Annotated in this window: 13 protein-coding genes; 7 read left to right on the top strand and 6 right to left on the bottom strand. The window is 76.5% G+C overall.

What is annotated here, in order from left to right:
• Positions 1-260: 260 nt before the first annotated feature.
• Entirely contained in the window at positions 261-626 is a 366-nt protein-coding gene (locus ACI79F_RS10990) for a hypothetical protein (protein ID WP_456546895.1), read from the top strand.
• A 99-nt stretch (positions 627-725) separates the two neighbouring features.
• Here ACI79F_RS10990 and ACI79F_RS10995 read toward each other — a convergent pair whose 3' ends face one another.
• Positions 726-1,205: an NUDIX domain-containing protein gene (locus tag ACI79F_RS10995; RefSeq protein WP_456546896.1), complete on the bottom strand. Its 480-nt coding sequence runs from the start codon at positions 1,203-1,205 to the stop codon at positions 726-728.
• A 276-nt stretch (positions 1,206-1,481) separates the two neighbouring features.
• A complete protein-coding gene (locus ACI79F_RS11000) occupies positions 1,482-1,985 on the bottom strand; it encodes a hypothetical protein (RefSeq protein ID WP_456546897.1) in 504 nt (167 codons plus the stop codon).
• 144 nt (positions 1,986-2,129) lie between these two features.
• Here ACI79F_RS11000 and ACI79F_RS11005 point away from each other — a divergent pair, with 144 nt between their 5' ends.
• The 3 genes from ACI79F_RS11005 (at position 2,130) to ilvA (ending at position 10,464) form a co-directional block, all read left to right on the top strand.
• On the top strand, positions 2,130-8,324 hold the full coding sequence (locus ACI79F_RS11005; RefSeq protein ID WP_456546898.1) for a DUF4011 domain-containing protein: 6,195 nt from the start codon (positions 2,130-2,132) through the stop codon (positions 8,322-8,324).
• A gap of 85 nt (positions 8,325-8,409) precedes the next feature.
• Positions 8,410-9,171, top strand: coding sequence for a hypothetical protein (locus tag ACI79F_RS11010; protein ID WP_456546899.1), 762 nt, complete (start codon positions 8,410-8,412; stop codon positions 9,169-9,171).
• 48 nt (positions 9,172-9,219) lie between these two features.
• A complete protein-coding gene (ilvA, locus tag ACI79F_RS11015; protein ID WP_456546900.1) occupies positions 9,220-10,464 on the top strand; it encodes a threonine ammonia-lyase IlvA in 1,245 nt (414 codons plus the stop codon).
• Between the two features lie 42 nt (positions 10,465-10,506).
• On the opposite strand, the gene ACI79F_RS11020 is transcribed toward ilvA, so the two are convergent.
• A complete protein-coding gene (locus ACI79F_RS11020) occupies positions 10,507-12,717 on the bottom strand; it encodes a SpoIIE family protein phosphatase (protein WP_456546901.1) in 2,211 nt (736 codons plus the stop codon).
• Positions 12,718-12,726: 9 nt separating this feature from the next.
• Positions 12,727-13,077 carry an STAS domain-containing protein gene (locus ACI79F_RS11025; protein WP_456546902.1) on the bottom strand — a complete coding sequence of 117 codons (351 nt, stop codon included), beginning with the start codon at positions 13,075-13,077 and terminating at the stop codon, positions 12,727-12,729.
• Positions 13,078-13,304: 227 nt separating this feature from the next.
• On the opposite strand from ACI79F_RS11025, the gene ACI79F_RS11030 reads away from it, so the two are divergent.
• The 3 genes from ACI79F_RS11030 to ACI79F_RS11040 all read left to right on the top strand — a co-directional run bounded on the left by ACI79F_RS11030 (position 13,305) and on the right by ACI79F_RS11040 (position 17,147).
• A complete protein-coding gene (locus ACI79F_RS11030; RefSeq protein ID WP_456546903.1) occupies positions 13,305-14,246 on the top strand; it encodes a sulfite exporter TauE/SafE family protein in 942 nt (313 codons plus the stop codon).
• A 134-nt stretch (positions 14,247-14,380) separates the two neighbouring features.
• Complete coding sequence (locus ACI79F_RS11035; RefSeq protein ID WP_456546904.1) at positions 14,381-16,096, top strand: peroxidase family protein; 1,716 nt, start codon at positions 14,381-14,383, stop codon at positions 16,094-16,096.
• A gap of 97 nt (positions 16,097-16,193) precedes the next feature.
• Positions 16,194-17,147, top strand: a complete 954-nt coding sequence (locus tag ACI79F_RS11040; protein ID WP_456546905.1) for a UDP-glucuronic acid decarboxylase family protein — start codon at positions 16,194-16,196, stop codon at positions 17,145-17,147.
• 18 nt (positions 17,148-17,165) lie between these two features.
• Here ACI79F_RS11040 and ACI79F_RS11045 read toward each other — a convergent pair whose 3' ends face one another.
• On the bottom strand, positions 17,166-18,113 hold the full coding sequence (locus ACI79F_RS11045; protein WP_456546906.1) for a hypothetical protein: 948 nt from the start codon (positions 18,111-18,113) through the stop codon (positions 17,166-17,168).
• A 44-nt stretch (positions 18,114-18,157) separates the two neighbouring features.
• On the bottom strand, positions 18,158-19,036 hold the full coding sequence (locus ACI79F_RS11050; RefSeq protein WP_456546907.1) for a hypothetical protein: 879 nt from the start codon (positions 19,034-19,036) through the stop codon (positions 18,158-18,160).
• Between the last annotated feature and the right edge of the window lie 5 nt (positions 19,037-19,041).

The raw sequence follows: 19,041 nt of genomic DNA on the forward strand, positions 1-19,041 counted from the left end.
AGACGTTGCCACGCCCGGCCCGCGGCGCCGTTCCGGGTGGGGCGGGTGGGACGACTCGTCAGCCAACCGTCACGCGGGGGCGGCGGCGGGCCGGCCGGCACCGCCGTGGGGCGTGCGACTCGTGGGACGGCTGCGTCCGTACGAGACGGTCGGTACCCGAAAAGGGTCAGACTCGGTTCCGCCTCCTTGTCGGAGCGCACACGAACCCTCACGCTCTGTACCGAGGTCGGAGGTGCCGACCATGAGCCACGGGGGACCTCGTGACCACTGAGCAGTTCTCGAACGCCACTCCGCAGCCCTACGGCGCCGAGCAGCAGATGTACCCGCAGCAGCAGCAGCCGGTCTACGCGCAGCCGGCCGTCTACGTCCAGAACGCCCCGAGCAACGGCCTGGGCACCGCCGGCTTCGTGACCGGCCTGCTCGGCCTGCTGTTCTGCTGGGTCCCGGCGCTGGGCATCGTGCTCGCCCTGCTGGGCGTCATCATGGGCGGCGTCGGCATCTCGACGGGCAAGAAGAAGGGCGCGCCGACCGGCCTGGCCATCGCCGGCCTGGTGCTGGGCATCATCGCCCTCATCCCGGCGATCATCTTCATCAGCGCGGTCGCCTCGGTCGGCGCCTCGCTCTGACGACGCACGGCGGGGTCGCGTGACCCCGCCGCACCGGAGCGCCGGAGGACCTGCTCGACGCAGGCCCTCCGGCGCTCCGCGCGTTCCCGGGCCCGGCGGTCAGCGGGCGCCGTCGACCGGCTCCCCGACCAGCGCCGCGAGCCGGTCCAGGTAGGGCACCTGCCCCTTCACGAGCTTCTCCCGCGCCTCGGCGAGGCCGAACCAGGCGGCCCGGTCGATCTCCGGGAACTGCTGCACCCGGCCCGACCGCGGCGGCCACTCGAGCGGGAACGCGTTGCTCCGGCAGGTGGCCGCGTCGAGGTCGCCCTCCGCCGTCCACACCGACAGCACCTTGCCCGAGGCGCGCAGCTCGCCCAGCGGCCGCAGCTCGTCGGCCGGCACCGGGCTGCCGAGCTCCTCGGCGAACTCGCGGCGCGCCGCCACCTCGGCGTCCTCCCCCTCCGCGTACTCGCCCTTGGGGATCGACCAGGCGCCGGCGTCCCTGCGCGCCCACAGCGGCCCGCCCATGTGGCCCAGCAGCACCTGGAGCCCGGCCGGGCCCCGCCGGTGCAGCAGCACGCCCGCGCTCCGTCTCGGCATCCGCCCACCCTGGCACGGCCGGACGCCGGGTCAGCGCGGGGCGGCGCCCCGCGCGGTGCGGGTCCAGCTGGAGCGCACCCGCACGATGGCGGTCGCGGCGGTCCGGGCGCAGGCGGCGCAGCGGCCGCGCGGGGTGCAGGACGGGCAGGGCATCGGGGCCTCCCTCGGATCCGGGTGCCCGCACGGTGGCAGACCCGCGCCCCCGCGCACCGCGCCGACGCGCCCCGAGACCAGGACGTCACCCGCCCGACACGCGCCGTTCCGACGCCGGCCGGGTCAGGGGCAGCGGGCGCCCCCGTTGCCCTGCCCGTTGCCGCTGTTGCCGCGGCCGCTGTTGCCGTTGGCCCGGCCGGCGCACCCGTCCGCCGGGTCCGGAGCCGCCGGCGCGGGATCCGCCGACGGCGCCGCGGGCGCCGGAGGAGGCGCCGGCACGACCGCCGCCGACGACGCCGGCGCGCCCACCGGCTCGGGAGCCGGCGTCGTGCCCGTCGCCGGCGCGGCGGACGGGGGCGTGCGCCAGGCGCGCGGCGACGGCGTCGGGCGGGGCTCCTCGGAGACCTCGGCCGGCAGCCGCACCGCCGCCGCCGGCGGCTCGTCCACGCCCGGCGGGACGAGGACGGCGAGCCCGGCGACGGCCGCCAGGAGGACGGCGACGGCGGCGGCCGGCCACCCCTGCCACCACGGCGCGCGCGGCGCCCGGTGCCGCGATGACACGGCCATCCGCTCGGTGTCGACGTCCGCGAGGGGGGCCGGGTCGGGGTCCGGCGGGCTGCTCGGCATCGGTGCGAACGTACGGCCGTCCCGGCCCGGGCGCGGGTGCCGCACCGCCGTCCCGCGCAACGATCCTCCCCGTCCGTCACACCAGTCCCAGACGCGGGCCGGGCCTGACCGGACCGGTCCGTCCGGACCGGTAGACAGGACGCCATGAGCACCACTCCGGTCCGCCCGGCGCCTGCCGCCCCCGGCAACGCGCGGCCCGCCGTGGCGATCTCGGCGACGACCAGCCCCGTGCTGTCGTACGCGCTGGCGCACAACCGGGTGCCGGTGGTGTCGCGGCTGGCGCTCACCAACCACGGCGGCGCGGCGTCCGCGGCCACGGTGCGGCTGGCGGTGCGCGACTCCGAGGGCCCGATCGGCGGCGCGGTGGAGCGGCTGGTCGACCTCGACGCCGGCCGGACGACGGTGCTCGGCGACGTCGGCCTGGTCATGGACCCGGCGGCGATGCTGCAGATCGACGAGCAGCGGCCCGGCTCGATCGAGATCGACGTGCTGGTGGACGGCGAGGACGTCGCCGGCACCGCCGCCCCCGTGCAGGTGCTCGCGGCCAACCAGTGGCTGGCCACCCCGGTGCCGCTGGCGCTGGAGATGCTCGCCGCGCACGTGCTGCCCAACCACCCGGCGACCGGCGCCCTGGTCGACGAGGCGAGCGCGCTGCTCGCCGAGCGCACCGGCGACCCGTCGGTGCAGGGCTACCAGTCCGGCCCGGAGCGGGTCGACGAGATCGTCGCCGCGCTCACCACCGCCATGGCCGCGCGCGGGATCCGGTACAGCGAGCCGGCGGCCAGCTGGGCCGACGTCGGGCAGAAGGTGCGCACCCCCGGCGACGTGCTCGACGGCCGCGTCGGCACCTGCCTGGACACCGTGGTCGTGCTGGCCGCCGCACTGGAGCAGGCCGGCATCCGGCCGCTGCTGTGGATCGCCGACGGTCACGCGTTCCTCGGCTACTGGCGCGAGGAACGCGGCGCCGAGTGCGCGGCCACCACCGACGTCGCGCCGCTGGTCAACCTGGTCGACCTGGGCTACGTCCGGCTGGTCGAGACGACGCTGCTCACCAGCCGCGCCGGCGACGCCCCCACCCCGGACCCCGACGAGCTGCACCGCGCCGCCTACTCCGCCTGGCTGGCCGGCGCGGCGGGCGGCACGAGCCTGGACCGGGTGCTCGGCGTGACCGACGTCCACCGCGCCCGCCGGGACGGGATCGTGCCGCTGCCGGCGCGCACCCGCGGCCCGGACGGCACGGTCCAACTGGTCGAGTACCGGCCCGCCACGCACAGCGTCGCCGCCCGGCCGGTCGAGCGGCCGGCCCTCCCCCAGCTCAGCCGGCACGGCCGCCCCGAGGCGCCCGCGCGGGTGCAGCAGTGGAAGAACAGCCTGCTCGACCTGTCGCTGCGCAACCGGCTGATCAACTACACCGAGCGGTCCGGGCTGCCGCTGACCGTGCCGGGGGCGTCGCTGGCCGCGCTCGAGGACCTGCTGGCCGCCGGCACCGCCGTCACGCTGCTCCCGGCGGACCGGCTGGCCGCCGTGCAGCGGGAGCGCGGCGCCGCCACCGCGCGCGACCTGCCCGAGGAGCTGCTGACCGAGACGCTCACCGAGCGGCGCTCGGTGCACGCCGACGTCACCGAGGGCGGCTACCTCCCGCGGCTGCGCGGGCTGGCCTACAAGGCCAAGACGGTCCGCGAGGAGACCGGCGCCAACAACCTGTACCTGGCGCTGGGCAGCCTGGTGTGGGAGCTGGACGGCCGGCCGCTGCGCTCGCCGCTGGTCCTGGTGCCCGTCGTCCTCACCCCCGCCTCCCGCGGCGGCGGCTACCGGCTGACCCTGGACGACACCGGGACGAGCACGCCGAACTACTGCCTGCTGGAGAAACTGCGCCAGGTGCACGGCCTGGTGGTGCCCGGGCTGGCCGAGCCCGACGGCGACGGCGCCGGCATCGCGCTGGACCGCGCCCTGCACGCCATGCGGGAGGCGCTCGCGGAGGCCGGGCTGCCGCACCGGGTCGAGGCGACCGCCGACCTCGCCGTCCTGCAGTTCGCCAAGTACCGGCTGTGGAAGGACCTCGACGACCACTGGGCGGACTTCGCCGAGAACCCGCTGGTCGCGCACCTGCTGCACGAGCCGACCGAGCCGTTCGCCGACCCGGCGCCGGACACCGCCGGCCGCGTGGACCTCGACGAGCTCGCCGCCTCCTGCCCGGTGCCGGCCGACGCGTCGCAGCTGCGCGCCATCGCCGAGGCCTCGGCCGGCCGCACGTTCGTGCTCGAGGGCCCGCCCGGCACCGGCAAGTCACAGACCATCACCAACCTGCTGACCCGGGCGGTCGCCGACGGCAAGCGGGTGCTGTTCGTCGCCGAGAAGCGGGCCGCGCTCGACGTGGTCGCCCGCCGCCTGGACGCCGTCGGCATGGGCCCCTTCGCGCTCGACCTGCACGACAAGGGCAGCAAGGCCGCCGCGGTCCGGGCGCAGGTGCAGGCGGCGCTGGAGCACGCGGTCGCCGTCGACGAGCAGGGGCTGGCCACCGACCGCGAGGACCTGCACGCCGCCCGCCGCACGCTGGCCCGCTACGCCGAGCGGCTGCACGCGCCCAACGCCGCCGGGCTGTCCTACTACTCGGCGCGGACGGCGGTCCTGGCCGCCGGCGACGACGCCCCGGTGCTGCCGGTGCCGCCGACCGTGGTCGCGGCCGCCGCCGCCGACGACCTGACCGCCGTCCGCCACGCCCTGGCGCTGCTGCCCGACGTCGCCGACCTCGCCCGCCCCTCCCCCCGGCACGCGTGGGCGTTCGTCGACACCCCGCAGGTCGACCTGCTCGCCGCGCAGCAGACCGCCGCCGCCGTGGACGCCGCGATCCGCGCGCTGCCCACCGAGGAGCACCTGGCCCGCGCGCTGCGCGAGGTGCGCACCCCCGCCGACCTGGACGGGCTGGCCCACCTGCTGGCGGGCCCGGCGACCACGCTCGACGTGCTCGACGAGGTGCCGACCGAGCGCTGGGCGACGGCGACCGGCCAGGTGCTCGGCGAGGTCGCGGCCTTCGCCACCGGCGTCCACCCCGGGCTGGACGTCGCCACCCCCGAGGCGCTCGCCCTGCCGCTGGCCGACCTGTACGTCGAGGCCCAGACCGCGCAGGCGGCGAGCTGGCTGGCCCGCCGCGGCGGCCTGGCCGCGGTCCGGGAGAAGCTCGCGCCGGTGCTGCGGCCCGGCGTCAAGCTGCGGCTGCGCGACGTGCCGGACCTGACCGCCGCGCTGTGGCGGCTGCAGCAGGCCGCCGGCATGCTCGCCGCCCGCGCCGCCGTCATCCCCGGACTGTCGGTGCCCGCCGGCTGGAACCCGATCCTCGAACCGGACCTGCTCGAGGGGCAGGTCGCCTGGCTGCGCCGCTCCGGCGCGCTGGCCGACAGCGCCAGCGAGTTCGCCGTGCAGCTGCGCCGCTACGTCGTCGCCGGGCCCGGGCCGGACCCGGCCGCCGCCGCGGCGGTGGGCCGGCTGCGCGACGCGCTGACCGCGCTGCTCGCCGTGTGCGGCAGCGACGCGCGGCGGCTGGCCGCCTGGTGCGCCGACGACGGCCTGGTGTTCCGCTGGACGATGACCCGCCCCGAGCGCGGCGTCGAGCACACCGGCCTGATGTCGCTGCGCCGGTGGGTGTCGCTGCTGGACACCCTCGAGCCGCTGCGCGCCGCCGGGCTCACCGACGCCCGGACGGCGCTGGTCCGGGGCGAGCTCCCCGCCGACGACGCGCTGCGGGCCTTCGAGCTCGGCGTCGCGCGGGCCTCGGTGGCCGAGCGGCGCGACGCCTCCGGCCTGGACGCCTTCGACGCCGAGGTGCACGAGAAGGCGATCGGCCGGTTCGCCGCCGCCTCCCGCGCGGTCCGCCGCCACCTCACCGCCGCCCTGCCCGCGGCGCTGCTGGCCGCCCGCCCCTTCGACGCGCACACCGGCGACGGCCGCGTCGGCGGGCTGCAGCGCGAGCTGGCCCGCTCCCGGCGGGGGCTGGGCGTACGCGGGCTGCTCGAGCAGTACGCCGACCTGGTCACCGCGGTCATGCCGTGCGTACTGGTCAGCCCGGACTCGGTGGCCCGCTTCTTCCCCGCCCGCGCGGGGCTGTTCGACCTGGTGGTCTTCGACGAGGCCTCGCAGATCCGGGTGGCCGACGCGGTCGGCGCCCTCGGCCGGGCCCGCGCCGCGGTCGTCGTCGGCGACAGCCGGCAGATGCCGCCCACCTCGTTCGCCGAGCCGGTCACCGGCGGCGAGGACGACCCGGCCGACCTGCTCGGCAGCACCGTCGAGGACGAGGAGTCGATCCTCTCCGAGTGCGTGCAGGCGCGGGTGCCGCGGCAGTGGCTGTCCTGGCACTACCGCAGCCAGGACGAGTCGCTCATCGCCTTCAGCAACGCCAGCTACTACGACAACCGGCTGTCGTCGTTCCCCGCGCCGACCCACGGGCGGCCGTCGGCCGAGCCCGACGGGCGCGGCATCTCGCTGGTGCGGGTCAACGGCACCTTCCACCGCTCCGGCGCCGGCCGGCTGCTGCGGACCAACCCGATGGAGGCCAAGGCCGTCGTCGCCGAGATCCGCCGGCGGTTCGACGCCTCCCCGGACCGGCTGCCCTCGATCGGCGTGGTCACCTTCAACGCCCAGCAGCGCTCCTACATCGAGGGGCTGCTGCGCGACGCCGACGACGACCGCCTGGTCGAGGCGCTGGACCGCACCGACGGCGAGGGCCTGTTCGTCAAGAACCTGGAGAACGTCCAGGGCGACGAGCGCGACGTCGTCTTCTTCTCGACCGCGTTCAGCGTCAACGACCGCGGCGTGCTGCCGCTGAACTTCGGCCCGCTCAACCGGGTGGGCGGCGAGCGGCGGCTCAACGTGGCGGTCACCCGCGCGCGGCGGCAGGTCGTCGTCTTCACCTCGTTCGACCCGGCGCAGCTGCGCGCCGAGCAGACGGCCTCGGTGGGCGTGAAGCACCTGCGGGCGTACCTGGACCTGGCCGCGCACGGCCCCGACGCCCTGCCGCGCGAGGCCCGCCCGCTCACCACCCTGGACCGGCACCGCGAGGAGATCGCCGAGGCGCTGCGCGGCCGCGGGCTCGGGGTGCGCACCGACGTCGGGCTGTCGGAGTTCCGGGTCGACCTGTCGGTCGGCGCGGCCGACGCCCCCGACCGCCCGGTGATGGCCGTGCTGCTGGACGGGCCGGCCTGGGCGCGGCGGCGCACGGTCGGCGACCGCGACGGCCTGCCGGTCGAGGTGCTGTCGGGGATGCTCGGCTGGCCCGCCGTGGAGCGGGTGTGGCTGCCCTCGTGGCTGCGCGACCGCGACGCCGTCCTCGACCGCCTGGTGGCGGCCGTGTCCGCCGCAGCCCCGACGGCCGCCCCCGCGCCGGCGCCCTCGCCCGCTCCCGCGGACGGAACCCCTCCCGCGGCCGAGCCGGTGGTCGCGCCGGTGCCGCGGGTGCGGCCGGTCCTCGCGGTGGTGGACGACGGCCCGGCGCCCGCCCCCGCGGGGCCGGCCCCGCTGTCGCCCGCTCCCCCGCTGGCCGCCGTGCGGTCGGCCCCGGCCGCCGCGGTGGCGCCGGTGCACGTGCCCGCCGCGGCGCCGCGCGCCGAGCTGTCGGTGGTGGAGGCGCTCCCGGCGCCCGTGACCGCCGAGCCGGAGCCCGCCGAGCCGGAGCCCGCCGAGCCGGAGCCCGCCGAGCCGGAGGCCGCCGCGCCGGAGCCCGTGGCCGCCGCGGAGCCCGTGCCGGCCCGCCGTCCCGCCGCCCGCCGCGCGGCCGCTCCGGCTCCCGCCGGCGAGCAGCGCTTCACCCCGTGGGCGCCCAAGCCCGCCGGCGAGCGCAAGGTCCTGGACCAGCTGGCCGACGCGAGGACCGCCCGCGCCGTCCGCCGGCTGCTGCTGGCCGGCGTCCGGGCCGAGGGGCCGGTGCACCGCGACCGGCTGACCCGGCTCGCGGCCGCCGCCTACGGGCTGACCCGGGTGACCGAGGCCCGCCGCGACGCGCTGCTGGCGCTGCTGCCGGCCGACCTGCTGGCCGGCGACTTCGTCTGGCCGGCGGGCGTGGACCGCGCCGGCTGGACCGGCTTCCGCCGCCAGGCGACCAGCGGCGACCGCCCGCTGGAGCACGTGGCGCCCGAGGAGGTCGGCAACGCGATGGTGGCGCTGTGCCCGGCCGGCGGCACCACCGCCGAGGGGCTCCTGCCGCGCACCGCCGAGGTGTTCGGCTACCGCCGCCGGACGCCGTCGCTGACCCCGCTGCTCGAGGCCGCTCTGGCGCAGGTGCTGGAGTCCGGCCGGCTGGTCCGCACCGACGACGGCGCGATCGTCCCGCCGGGGCCGGTCCCCGGCTGATCCCCCCGCGCCACCTGCCGCCCGCCCCCTGGCCCGGATGCCCCGCCGTGGCGCACACTCGCTGCCTCGTCACGGAGGAGGGTCCATGCGCGAGCCCGGGCGAGGTGCCACCCGGCGAGGCACCGGGCTCGCGGCGTTGGGCGTGGCGATCGCGCTGGGCGGCTGCGGGAACGACCCGCCGACCGACCCGGTCCCGGCCGCGCCGGCGTCCCCGTCCGCGGCCGATCCCACCGGCATGCCGGCCGGATCCGCCGTCCCCGATGCCCTCCCCGGCTCGCCGCCGGAGGTGGAGGCGGCCCTGCTCACGACCGACGACCTGGGCGCGGGCTGGACCGACCTCGGGCCCGTGCCGCTGGAGGAGCGGGGCTCTCCTGGCTGCCCGCAGGCCGGGGTCATCTCGGCCGGGGAGGACCCGGCGCGGCTGGGCGAGGCGCAGAGCTACTACGCCGAGGACGACCCGGACGTCGTGACCTTCGGCGAGTCGGTCTCGGTGTGGGCGTCGGCCGACGTGGCGCGGGAGCGTCTGGCCACCTTCGCGTCGCAGGCGAGGGAGTGCCGGTCGTTCGAGCAGCAGGTGCTCGACGGCAGCACGGTCACGGTGCGGACGGAGGAACGCGACGTACCACCGCTGGGCGACGAGGCCGTCGCACTCGTGCAGAGCTTCGAGCTGTCCCCGGAGCTCACGGTCCTGCGGGACGTCGTGGTCGTGCGGATCGGCGACGCGCTCGTCCTCGTGGACGGACCCGACGTGGCCGAGGGCGACGAGACGGCCGACTCCCAGCGGCAGCAGTTCGACGAGCTCGCCGCGCAGGCGGTCGAGAAGGCCGCCCGCGCCCTCTCCTCCTGACCCGGCCCCGTCGCGGGTGCCGGCGGGGCGCTCGGCGAGGATGGCAGCGTGGACTTCACCGCCGATGTCGCCGACGCCGTGGAGCGGCTGGCCGGCGTCGCGCACCGCACGCCGCTGCAGCGCAACGCCCGGCTGTCCGCCGCGACCGGCGCCGAGGTGTGGTTCAAGCGCGAGGACCTGCAGGTCGGCCGCTCCTACAAGGTCCGCGGCGCGTACACGACCATCAGCCGGCTCGACGACGCCGCCCGCGCCGCCGGCGTGGTGTGCGCCAGCGCCGGCAACCACGGCCAGGGGGTCGCGCACGCGTGCGCCGTCCTCGGGGTGCGCGGCTACGTCTTCGTCCCGGGGACGACGCCCCGGCAGAAGCGGCAGCGGATCACCGCGCTCGGCGAGGGCACGGTCGAGCTCGTGGTCGCCGGGGACACCTACGACGACGCGGCCGCCGCCGCGGCCCGGCACGCCGCCGCGACCGGCGCGACGCTGGTGCCGGCCTTCGACGCGCCGGGCACCATCGCCGGCCAGGCCACCGTGGCCGTCGAGCTGCTGGCGCAGCTGCCCGCGACGCCGGACGTCGTCGTCCTCCCCGTCGGCGGCGGCGGGCTGCTCGCCGGCGCCGGCGCCTGGCTGGCCGAGCACAGCCCGCGCACCCGGCTGGTCGGCGCCGAGCCGGCCGGCGCGGCGAACATGGCGGCGGCGCTGGCGGCCGGGCACCCGGTCGAGCTGGCCGAGATCGACACCTTCGTCGACGGGGCGGCGGTGCGCCGCGCCGGGGACCTGACCTTCCCGATGGTGCGCGACTGCGGCGCGGAGCTGATCACCGTCCCGGAGGGGCAGATCTGCACCGAGATGCTCGACCTGTACCAGGTGGACGGCGTGATCGCCGAGCCCGCCGGCGCGCTGGCCACCGCCGCGGTCGCCGGCGGCCACGTCGCGGTCGAGCCCGGGCAGACCGTCGTCTGCCTGCTGTCGGGCGGCAACAACGACGTGAGCCGCTACGCCGAGGTCGTGGAGCGGTCGCTGGTGCACCGCGGGCTCAAGCACTACTTCCTCGTCGAGTTCCCGCAGGAGCCCGGCGCGCTGCGCCGCTTCCTCGACGAGGTGCTCGGCCCCGACGATGACATCGTGCTGTTCGAGTACGTCAAGCGGGACAACCGGGAGACCGGCGCCGCGCTGACCGGGATCGAGCTGGGCAACGCCGGGGACCTGACCGCCCTGCTCGCCCGCATCGAGGCCAGCCCGCTGCGGATCCAGCACCTGGCCCCGGGGACGACGGCCTACCGCTTCCTGGTGTAGCGGAGTCGCTCGAGTGCGGTCTCCGCACCCGAGCGACTCCGCTCAGGCCACGCGGCCCAGGCCCAGGAGGGTGACGTCGTCGCGGTGCGAGGGGTCCAGCACGGCGAGGACGGCGTCGAGCAGCCCGGACACCTCGGCCCCGCCGGCCGCCGCGGCCGCCTCCAGCGCGGCCAGCCCGGCGTCCACGGGCTCGCCGCGCCGCTCGACCAGCCCGTCGCTGAACAGCAGCAGCCGCTCGTCGCCGGTCAGCCGCAGCCGCGTCTCGGCGTAGTCGGCGTCGTCGAGGACGCCCAGCGCCGGTCCGCGGCCGGCGCGCAGGAACCCGCTGCCGGTCGACAGCACCGGCAGGTGCCCGGCGCTGGCGACGGCGACCTCCCCGGTGGCCGGGTCCAGCTCGGCGACGACGACGGTCGCCATCTCGCCGGGCAGCAGCGCGGTGAGCAGCCGGTTGAGCTCGCCGAGCGCGGCGCCGGGACCGAGGTCGCGCAGCAGCGTCGCCCGCAGCGCGTGCCGCAGCTGGGCGGTGACGGCCGCGGCGGACAGGCCGTGCCCGGCGACGTCGCCGAGCACCAGCGACACCCGGCCGCTGGGCAGCGGCACCAGGTCGTACCAGTCGCCGCCGACCACGTCGTCGGCGCTGGGCAGGTAGCGGGCGGCGAGGTCGACGCCGGGCACCTTGGGCAGCTCGTCGAGCAGCAGGGTGCGCTGCAGGGCCGCGGCCATCCGGTTCTCCTGCGCGACGCGGACCCGCCCGGCGGCGGCCACCTGCCCGCCCAGCGCCCGGGCGGCCGCCACCTCGTGCTCCCGCCACGGCCGGGCGGTGCCGCGGACGGTCTCGGTCCACGCCTCGAACGACCGCCGCGGGGACAGCCGCCCGCTCGCGGTGACCTCCGTCTTGTGCGGGTTGCCGCCCCAGGTCACCTCGCGCGGGGTCTCCGGCCGGAACCAGGCGAGGAAGTCCCCGCCGTCCAGCCCCACGGCCAGCACGCCGCTGGCGACGCCGGCGAGGTCGGCGGCCGCGGGCAGCACCCGGGGCAGCGCGTCGGTGACCGGCGTCCCCGCCGCCAGCAGCGCCTCCACCAGCGGGCCGACCCGCTCCGCCGGCGGCGTCTCGCCCAGCAGCCGCAGCCGGCCGTCCAGCCGCACGGCCGCCCCCGCGGCGGGCAGCAGGTCGAGCACGGTCGGCCGGCTGGTGTCGTCGGCCTCGGTGAGCGCCGGCAGCGGCGTGCGCCCGGCGCGGCCGACCGCCGCGAGCAGGTCCGCCGAGCGCTGCGCGACGCCGACGACGTCCTCCTGCGCGGCGGCGGCGGCCTTGGTGGGCAGCAGCAGCGAGGCGGTGCGGCCGAGGAACTCCGCGGCCACGCGGTCGGGGTAGGAGGGCCGGCGCGGCCCGGCGTAGTGGTGGCAGGCGATGAGGCCCCACAGCCGCCCGCGCTCGATCAGCGACACCGACATCGACGCGACGACGCCCATGTTGGCCAGGTACTCCAGGTGCACCGGCGACACGCTGCGCAGCATGGAGCCGGCCAGGTCCAGCGGCTGGCCGGCGCCCGGCACGGCCGGGGGCTGCAGCGGCACGCGCGCGTAGCGGGCGTCGGGGATCAGCCGCAGCCAGTTGGTGGCGTACAGCGCCCGCGCCTGGGCCGGGATGTCGGCGGCCGGGTACCAGAGGCCGAGGAACGGCTCGAGGTCCGCCCGCCGGTCCTCGGCGACCACCTCGCCGTTCCACTCGGCGTCGAAGCGGTAGACCATGACCCGGTCGAACCCGGTGAGCCCGCGCACGTCCCGGGCCAGCACCGCGGTGAGCTCCTCCAGGGTGGCCGTGTCCGACAGCCGCTGCAGCACCGACGGCAGCCGGCGGTGCCACACCGGGCCGGCCTCGGCCGCGCCCGCCAGCGGCTCCCACTCGGTGACCAGCAGGCCGCCGGCGCGGTGCACCACCAGGTCGGCGGGCCCGCCGGGCAGCTCCACCCGCAGCGGGTTGAGCTCCGCCAGGTCGCCGGCCAGCCCGGCGCGCAGCCGCGCGGTGTCGGCCGGGTCGAGCAGGTCGCCCAGCCTCGCGCCGGCCGGCTCGCCGCCGAGGACCGCGGCGGCGTTCGCCGAGGCGACGACGACGGCCAGGTCGGGCTCGGTCACGGCCAGCAGGGCCCCGTGCGGCTGGATCGCCCCGGGGACGGCGATCGGCTCGTCGGCGCAGCGCAGCAGCGCCTCGGCGAGGAGGGTCTGCTCGGCCGTGCTCTCGGCGGGGGTCACCGACCGACCCTACGAGCCGACTCCCCCGCCCGCGAACCCCGCCTTCTCGACGATCGGCACGGCCAGGTGCAGCTCGAGCAGGTCGAGCACCAGCCGCACCGGGCGGTTGTCGGCCGGGCAGACCACCTGCAGGCCGACGCCGAGTTCGCCGCAGTGCCGCGCGGTGCGGGTGAGCTGCCGCGCACCGGAGGAGTCGAGGAACGTGGTCTCGGTCAGGTCGACGACCAGCGACGTCGCGCCGGACTCGAGCGCGTCGGCGACGGCATCGCCCAGCTGGGGGGACGTCGCGATGTCGAGCTCACCGCGGACCCGGAGCGCCGAGTGCCCCTTGACGGTCGTGCGCTGGACCTCGAACTGCACCGACTCCCAGCCTCTCGCCCGACGTCCGGCCCGCTGCTCCTCAACAGACCGCCCCGGTTCCCGCTACACCGTAGGCGTCACCCGTCCCGGTGTCGCGACAGGTCGCCCGACCGGTCGGCATCCCCCCAGGTTGAGGGGAGGAGCCTCCCCCCGCGCGGGCGCTGCCCCCGCGGGGCGCGGCCAGCACCCTCGTCCTCGCCGATGTCGTCCCGCCGTCAGGAGCCGCCGTGAAGACGCTCACCCTGCTCGCGCTCGCCGGTCTGGGAGCTCAGCTCGTGGACGGCAGCCTGGGCATGGCCTACGGCGTCACGTCGACGACGCTGCTGCTGGCCATCGGCACCAACCCGGCGGCCGCGTCGGCCACCATCCACCTCGCCGAGATCGGCACGACGCTGGCCTCGGGCCTGTCGCACTGGAAGTTCGGCAACGTCGACTGGCGCGTCGTCGCCCGGGTCGGCGTCCCCGGCGCGATCGGCGCCTTCACCGGCGCCACCGTGCTGTCCTCCCTGTCGACCGAGCTCGCCGCCCCGGTGATGAGCCTGATCCTGCTCTCGCTGGGGATCTACCTGCTGGTCCGGTTCACCCTCCGCGGGATCGACCGGCGCAACCTGGGCAAGCCGGTGCGCACGCGGTTCCTCGGCCCGCTCGGGCTGGTCGCCGGCTTCGTCGACGCCACCGGCGGTGGCGGCTGGGGCCCGGTGGGCACGCCGGCGCTGCTGGCCAGCGGCCGGATGGAGCCGCGCAAGGTGATCGGCTCGATCGACACCTCCGAGTTCCTCGTGGCGCTGGCCGCCAGCCTCGGCTTCCTGGTCGCCCTCGGCAGCCAGGGCATCGACTTCGCCTGGGTGGCCGCGCTCCTCGTCGGCGGGCTGATCGCCGCGCCGATCGCCGCCTGGCTGGTGCGGCACGTGCCGCCGCGGCTGCTGGGCTCGCTGGTCGGCGGCGTCATCGTGCTCACCAACAGCCGCACCCTGCTGCGCAGCGACTGGGTGGACGCGCCCGACGGCGTCCGCTACGCGGTGTACGCGGCCATCTACCTCGTCTGGGCCGCCGCGGTCGCCTGGTCCTTCCTCGAGTACCGCAGGGACCGGGCCCTGGAGTCGGCCGACGCCCTGGCCGCGGAGGCCGCGGCCCTCACCCGGTCCGCCGCGAGCGGGTCCCGCGGCTGAGCCCGCCCCCCGGCCCCTCCCCCGCGGATTGGGGGGCCGGGGACCCCACGGGCGCGTCTGTCCCGCCGTCCCGCCACCGCCGATGGTGGTCCCACCACGGTCCAGCACCCCAGCCGACACCAGGAGCGATCCGGATGCAGCCGAACGACGGAAGCCAGGCCGTGTGCCCCTTCAGCGGCGCGGGCGGCGGGAGCCGGATCGCCCGGCGCGGCTTCCTCACGGGCGCGATGGCCGCGGCGATGACCCCCGCCCTCGCCGGTCTCGCGGGCACCGCACGCGCCGAGGAGGCGCCCCTCCCGACCGACCCCACCGCCACCACGGAGCCGGCGCCGGTCCCCGCCGAGACCGCGGCGCACGCCGTCGGCGACCCGCGGGGCGCGGACATCGCGGTGCGCACGGACCGCAGCCAGGAGGCCCGCTTCGGCCTCATGTTCAAGACCCTGCCGGCGTACGCCCCCACCGACGGGCTGCTGCTCTGGCTGGCGGCGGACATGAACGACCAGAAGCCGCCGCTGACCGATGTCAAGGACAGCGACCGCGCGTTCGACAACCCCGGCATGCCGGCCGGCTACATCTACTTCGGCCAGTTCGTCGACCACGACATGACGTTCGACAAGACCCCGCTGAGCCACCGGCTGCAAGACCCGCTGGCCATGCGCAACTACGACACCCCGTGGTTCGACCTCGGCAGCGTCTACGGCAAGGGCCTCCAGGGCAGCCCGGAGCTGTACGAGCAGGACCCCGCCCGCCAGGGCTGGCTCAAGGTGAACCCGCACGACGACCTCGTCGACCTGCCGCGCGACGACCGGGGCGCCGCCTACCTGGGCGACCCGCGCAACGACGAGAACCTCATCGTCGCCCAGCTGCACACCGTCTTCATCCGGCTCCACAACAAGTTCATGAGCCAGGGCATGACCTACGCCCAGGCGCGGCGGCAGACCCGCTGGCACTACCAGTGGCTGATCGTGAACGACTACCTGCCGCGCATCGTCGGCCGCGACGTCGTCAGCAGCCTGATCCGGCGCGACGGGACGATCAAGTACACCGGGACGCTGTACCGGCCCACGCACCCCGAGAACCCGTACATGCCGATCGAGTACTCCGGGGCCGCCTACCGGTTCGGGCACAGCATGATCCGCGCCGAGTACGAGATGCAGGACGGCCACACCGTCCCGATCTTCGGCGCCGACGGGTTCGAGGACCTCCGGGGCAACCGGCCCATCCCGGCCAACCTGTGGGCCGACTGGAACTACTTCTTCGACATCCCGGGCCTCGAGCCGCCGGACGACCGGAACATGGCCCGGCTCATCGACACCGACATCTCCCTGCCGCTGTACACGCTGCCCTCCACGGTCGTCGCGCCCAGCAGCAAGGCCATCGTGGCCCTGGCCGAGCGCAACCTCCTGCGCGGCAAGCGGCTCGGCCTGCCCTGCGGCCAGGACGTCGCCCGCGCCATGGGCATCACCCCGCTGACCAACGAGCAGCTGGGCCTGCGCCAGCCGGGCTGGGGCGGCAAGGCGCCGCTCTGGTACTACGTGCTCAAGGAGGCCGAGCTCGTCAACGCCGGCCGCCGGCTCGGCCCCGTGGGCGGGCGGATCGTCGCCGAGACCATCCTCGGCATCATGGCCCTGGACCCCGAGTCCTACTTCAACCTCAAGCCCGCCTTCCAGTGGCAGGAGCGCAAGACGATCGGCGACCTGATCCTGCTCGCCGACGCCCTGGACCCCCGCTCCCGCATCGTCCTGCCCGACGACGAGGTGCAGGAGACCGGCCCGCTGCCCCTGGCGCCCGACGAGCAGATCAACCCCGAGGCGACCACCCCGGTGAGCTCGCTGTCGCTGGTCGAGTGACCGGCCGCGTCCCGCAGGAGTGGGGCAGCCGCGGGGCGGCCGGCGGAGCTACCGTGCGCACCCTCGACAGCTGACGAACCGACCAGGAGGACGACCGATGTCTCGAGCTGTGGTGACCGGCGGCGCCGGTTTCCTCGGATCCCACCTGTGCGAGGCGCTGCTCGACCGGGACGTCGAGGTGCTGTGCCTCGACAACTTCCTGACCGGGACCCCGGCGAACGTGCAGCACCTGCTGGAGCGCCCCGGGTTCCGGCTGGTGCGCGCCGACGTGACCGACTACGTGCACGTGCCGCAGGACGTCGACTACGTCCTGCACTTCGCCTCCCCGGCCTCCCCGATCGACTACGCCGAGCTGCCCATCCACACGATGAAGGTGGGCTCGATCGGCACCCTGCACACCCTCGGCCTGGCCAAGGAGAAGGGCGCGCGCTACCTGCTGGCCTCGACGTCGGAGACGTACGGGGACCCGCTGATCCACCCCCAGCCGGAGACGTACTGGGGGAACGTGAACCCGGTCGGTCCGCGCGGCGTCTACGACGAGGCGAAGCGCTTCGCCGAGGCCCTGACGTCGGCCTACCGGCGCACGCACGGGGTGGACACCGCGATCGTCCGGATCTTCAACACCTACGGTCCCCGCATGCGGCCCCGCGACGGCCGGGCCATCCCCACGTTCATCCGGCAGGCACTGGCCGGCGAGCCCATCACCGTCGCCGGCGACGGCAGCCAGACGCGTTCGGTCTGCTACGTCAACGACCTCGTCGAGGGGCTGATCCGCTTCCTGCTGTCCTCCGAGCCCGGCCCGATGAACATCGGCAACCCGCACGAGTACCCGGTCATCGACCTGGCCCGGCGGATCGTCGAGCTGACCGGGTCGACCTCCCCGATCGAGTTCATCCCGCGCCCCGAGGACGACCCGACGGTCCGCCAGCCGGACATCGCCCTGGCCCGCCGGACGCTGGGCTGGGAGCCGCAGGTGGCCCTGGACGAGGGCCTCAAGCGCACCATCGACTGGTTCGCCCAGCACCCGGAGGTGGTCGGCGCCCGGCGCTGACCCGCGGCCGGCCGCCGGTCAGCGCCGGCGGCCGCGCAGCGCCTGCGCGACCGAGACGGCGCCGCCGGCCAGCACCAGGCCGGCGACGACGCCGACCAGCACGCTCTGCCGCAGCGACCCGTTGGCCCGCTCCTCCGGCAGCTCGGCCGCGGTGCTGACGAACGCGAGGGCCTGCGGGTCCTCCATGACCCGCAGGTCGACCGTCAGGCCGGCGATCTGGTTGTTCACCCGGCGCAGGTCGTCCTCCACCGGGTCGAGGACCGGCGCGAGGCCACGCTGGATGGCCAGCCGCTGGTTGAGCAGCCGGGAGAGCTCGACCGGGTCGGTCTCCGCCGCGACGGCCTCGTCGAGCGCGGCGACCGGCGCGAGGATCTCCGCCTGACGGAGCAGGAGCAGGTTCCGGTCCTCGATCAGGAGGTCCAGCAGCTCCCTGCTGTCCGCGACGTCGCTCTCGTGCCGGACCGTCACGTAGGTCTCCGCCCAGGTCTGCGCGGCCTCCTGGGCCTCCCGCGCGCTGTCGGCCTCGGCGACGAAGACCAGGGAGCTGGAGACCGGGACGCCGGGGTCCAGCGGCCGGCCGCGCACCTCGACCTCGGCCTCCTCCCCGGCGGCCTCCTCGGCCAGCTCCCGGAACTCGTCGCTGTCCACGTACACGAGCTCGGAGCTCGGCGAGCGCACCAGCGCGCCGGCCGAGGCACCGCTGGTCCGCGGGAACAGCTGCCCGCTCTCCTCGGTGCGCAGCAGCACCTCGGCCTGGGCGCGGTACACCGGCTCGATGACGTACAGCGAGCCGATGGACGCCGCGAGCACCACGACGAAGGTCAGCAGCGCCAGCCACCACCACCGCCGCAACGCACGCAGGTAGTCGCGCAGCCCCGACCCGTCGTCCTCCGCCACGCCGTCCCCCCGCTGTCCGTCGGCGCGCTCCGCCGACGGGCGCGTCTCCGCACCGGCAGTCTCGAGCACGGCGGCAACGTACGGGATCCGGCAGACCTACGGAACCGTCCGCGTCACTGATCCCACCCTCTGAGTGACCGACCCAGCAGGTCGCTCAGGACCGCGTTCGGCTCCGCGAAGCGCTCCCGCAGCCGCGCGGCGGTCCCGGGGTCCAGGGGCGGCAGCGACGCCGGCTGCTCGTTGAGCCGGTTGACCAGGTGCCGCACCCGGTAGAGCGTGCGGCTCGGGACCCGGGCCGCGAGCCGGCGCGCCGGGCTCCCCGGCCGCTGCACCGCCAGGAACGCCCGGGCGAAGCGGGCCGACCGCGGCGCCCGCCCCTCGTTGTGCCGCCTCGTCACGTCCGGCTCGAACGGCGCCAGCCCGGCCAGCTCGAACAGCTCGGCGCAGATCCCCGCGGCGCCGGCGCGCAGGTCGTCGGACAGGTACACCCGCAGCCGCTCCGGCGGCACGGTGTCCAGCAGCACCCGCACGTGCGGCGCGTAGACGCCGTTCCCGACGTACTGCATGTCCCGCGCCTGCGGCGGCGAGCTCACCGCGCGGCCCGGCTCGCGGGCCAGGCCCTCCTCGAAGGTCGCCGCGTCCTCCCAGCCCCGCAGCCGGGCGTAGTAGAAGTGCGAGTGCGCGCGCCGGACGGGGTCCCGGAGGACGGCGACCACGACCGCCGGGGTGCTGTCGACGACCCGGCGCAGCGCCACCGGGTCGTACATCGCCATCGTGTGCTTGGCGACCAGCGGCCCCCCGCCGGCCCCCGGGGGGTAGTACTTGTCGACGGCGTACCCCCAGCCGTGCCCGAACTCGTCGTCCCGGCCGAAGAACGGCATCTCCCGGTGGACGTGGGCGGTGACCTCGGGGTGCTCCGCCAGGTACTGGAACAGGGCGGTGGACCCGCTCTTCGGGGCACCGACGATCATCAGCCTCGGCCCGGCACGCATCCACC

The sequence above is a fragment of the Blastococcus sp. SYSU D00868 genome, assembly GCF_054050575.1.

Excerpts from the sequence above, each read along its gene's own strand:
- ACI79F_RS10995 (WP_456546896.1), bottom strand. The coding sequence starts at position 1,205 with ATGCCGAGACGGAGCGCGGGCGTGCTGCTGCACCGGCGGGGCCCGGCC.
- ACI79F_RS11000 (WP_456546897.1), bottom strand. The coding sequence starts at position 1,985 with ATGCCGAGCAGCCCGCCGGACCCCGACCCGGCCCCCCTCGCGGACGTC.
- ACI79F_RS11005 (WP_456546898.1), top strand. The coding sequence starts at position 2,130 with ATGAGCACCACTCCGGTCCGCCCGGCGCCTGCCGCCCCCGGCAACGCG.
- ACI79F_RS11010 (WP_456546899.1), top strand. The coding sequence starts at position 8,410 with ATGCGCGAGCCCGGGCGAGGTGCCACCCGGCGAGGCACCGGGCTCGCG.
- ACI79F_RS11035 (WP_456546904.1), top strand. The coding sequence starts at position 14,381 with ATGCAGCCGAACGACGGAAGCCAGGCCGTGTGCCCCTTCAGCGGCGCG.
- ACI79F_RS11040 (WP_456546905.1), top strand. The coding sequence starts at position 16,194 with ATGTCTCGAGCTGTGGTGACCGGCGGCGCCGGTTTCCTCGGATCCCAC.
- ACI79F_RS11050 (WP_456546907.1), bottom strand. The coding sequence starts at position 19,036 with ATGCGTGCCGGGCCGAGGCTGATGATCGTCGGTGCCCCGAAGAGCGGG.